Source organism: Streptomyces sp. F001, from assembly GCF_004187715.1.
Taxonomy (GTDB): Bacteria; Actinomycetota; Actinomycetes; order Streptomycetales; family Streptomycetaceae; genus Streptomyces; species Streptomyces flavusporus.
Genome location: NZ_QZWF01000040.1, coordinates 1 through 2,127, shown reverse-complemented (window position 1 = coordinate 2,127; position 2,127 = coordinate 1). Strand labels below are relative to the sequence as shown.

Here is a 2,127-nt window from a genome sequence, read left to right as displayed (position 1 = left end):
TGGGGGCCGGATCTTCGCGTCGGGGTCGATGGCGCGGATGCGCTGGTAGACCGTCTTCCAGTCCTTGAAGAAGCGGTCCCGGTTGGCCTCGTACTGCGCCTGGTCGGAGACGCCAGTTTGTACCAGATCTGGTCGGGTTCGTTGAACGGGATTTGAGTGTTCTCTGGAAAGCCGGGAGATTCCCGCCTACCTTGCGGTGGCGGGCTTGACGCCTCGCGGGCGCCTGACGACTGCCCTCCGGCAGCCGGGATGAGCGCGTGGCCCATCCGGTACAGGTGCAGGACGTTCCGGGCGATTGTGGTCTGCGTTGCCGGACCAGCCGCAGCCTTCGTTCTTGCACACGAACACGGCCTGGTTCTCCCGGCTGCCCGGCATGGTGAGGCCGCAGGCCGAGCAGCGTTGGGAGGTGCCGGGGCGGGAACTTGTGCAGGATGCCGCCGTGGCGGGCGGTCTTGTACGTCAGCATCGTCATGGCCTGCCCATGCCTCCTGGCTGATGGAGCGGTTCAGGCGGACTTCTGCGCGACGTTCCTTCCGGGTTCTCCATGGTGCCTGGCGCTCTTGACCATGTTCGGGATGTCCAGTTGTTCCACCACGATCACCGTAGGTACGGGCGAGTTCGGTGGTGGTCTGGTGCTGCCAGTCGGTGCCCTGCGCTTGGCTCTCGCACGAAGGCTCGCGATCTGGTCGTAGGTCCGCTTCAGCCGGTTGGAGGTCTTCTGCCTGGCTTGCGGAAGCTCTTGCGGTGTCGGCCGCCGCTCCAGCCGGAGCAGCTTGGCCTTCTCGTCGGTGGTCAGCCACTTGTCCCGGTCGGCCGTGCGTCCGGAAGGCGGGCGGGTCGGCCGTGGTCCTGGTGGTTTGCGTCGGACAGGGAGGGGGATGGTGACTCCGGCGTCGATGCCGACCTCGGGGCCGGTGTGCGGCTCGGGTGCGGGGTCGAGGGTCTGGACGCGGAAGGCGACGTGCCAGCCGTCGGCCTCCTTCACCAGCCGGGCGCCGGTGACCTTGTTGTCGACGTTCGCGTCCTTCCCGATGGGGAGGCCTTTGGTCCAGCGGAAGCGGACACGGCCGATCTTGGGGTTTGACCATGCCCCAACGGCGGTGAACGCGTTTGATCTGCAGGTCGCGGCCCTGCGGGATGTCCACGCTCAACCGACCGGAAGCGGTTGAAGTTCGGGCTTCGGCCCGTCCTTCCCAGCAGTTCTTCCATGCCTGGACGTACGTCTTGAGGACTGCTGTGCGGCCTGGGCGGGAAGGGGCGAGCCAGTCGATGTCTTGCGGGCCTGGCGATCGCGGCGTCCGCCGCGGCCAGCGTGCGCTTGCCCTTCGGAACATCGTCCACCAGTCGTGCAGGAGGTTCCACGTGCGGGGCGGCGTGCCTGCGTCGATGAGCGGATCTGCGCAGGTGTCAGCACCAGCGGGCGGTGCCCGAACTGCCGCTTCTCCTGCGCACGCTCCGTAGCCACACGATCACAATACCATTCGGTCTATGTCACCACGCTGGAATCCAGATCCCGATGTACGCACCGGTCGTCACGTCGTCCACAACCTTCATGTCCACTTGGTGTTCATCACCAAGTACCGGCGTGACGTCTTCACCGACGCCATGCTCGACCGGTGCGAGCAGATCATGCGGGAGGTGTGCGAGGACTTCGAGGCGGAGCTGAAGCAGTTCAACGGCGAGGACGACCACGTGCACCTGCTCGTGCACTACCCGCCCAAGGTCCAGCTCTCCAAGCTGGTCAACTCCCTCAAGGGCGTCTCCGCCCGGCTGCTGCGCAAGGAGTACAACGCCCACGTGCGCCGGTACCTGTGGGGCGGCCACTTCTGGTCCGGTTCGTACTTCGCCGGGAGCTGCGGCGGTGCACCACTGACCGTCGTACGCCAGTACATCAAGAACCAGCAGCGCCCCGTGTGAGCATTGCTTCGCAGCGATGCCCCGCGCTCCGCGCCGGGATGAAACCAGTCATGAGTCGCTCTGCGGGCCCGGACCAGCCCCGAAGTGTGGAACCGGCCCGGGCGGGGTGGTCAACTGCTGCTGACCGTCAGGTTGTTGGTGATGAAGTCCAGGCCGCCGGACGACGAGGTGACCTCGTAGCCGATGCACGTCACGATGGTCTGTTGCCTC

Annotated in this window: 3 protein-coding genes; 1 reads left to right on the top strand and 2 read right to left on the bottom strand. The window is 66.1% G+C overall.

Features of this window, described 5'->3' with window-relative positions; all coding sequences use genetic code 11:
- Positions 1-186 precede the first annotated feature (186 nt).
- Both StrepF001_RS50320 and StrepF001_RS49035 read right to left on the bottom strand, forming a co-directional pair.
- Positions 187-375: a hypothetical protein gene (locus StrepF001_RS50320; RefSeq protein ID WP_346657008.1), complete on the bottom strand. Its 189-nt coding sequence runs from the start codon at positions 373-375 to the stop codon at positions 187-189.
- Between the two features lie 130 nt (positions 376-505).
- The gene (locus StrepF001_RS49035; protein WP_240797925.1) at positions 506-985 is read right to left on the bottom strand and encodes a hypothetical protein; all 480 of its coding nucleotides are present in this window, start codon (positions 983-985) and stop codon (positions 506-508) included.
- 503 nt (positions 986-1,488) lie between these two features.
- On the opposite strand from StrepF001_RS49035, the gene tnpA reads away from it, so the two are divergent.
- Positions 1,489-1,917 carry an IS200/IS605 family transposase gene (gene tnpA / locus StrepF001_RS40230; RefSeq protein ID WP_129801157.1) on the top strand — a complete coding sequence of 143 codons (429 nt, stop codon included), beginning with the start codon at positions 1,489-1,491 and terminating at the stop codon, positions 1,915-1,917.
- Positions 1,918-2,127: the final 210 nt, after the last annotated feature.

Coding starts and splice junctions, on each gene's coding strand:
- StrepF001_RS50320 (WP_346657008.1), bottom strand. CDS start 375: ATGCCGGGCAGCCGGGAGAACCAGGCCGTGTTCGTGTGCAAGAACGAA.
- tnpA (WP_129801157.1), top strand. CDS start 1,489: ATGTCACCACGCTGGAATCCAGATCCCGATGTACGCACCGGTCGTCAC.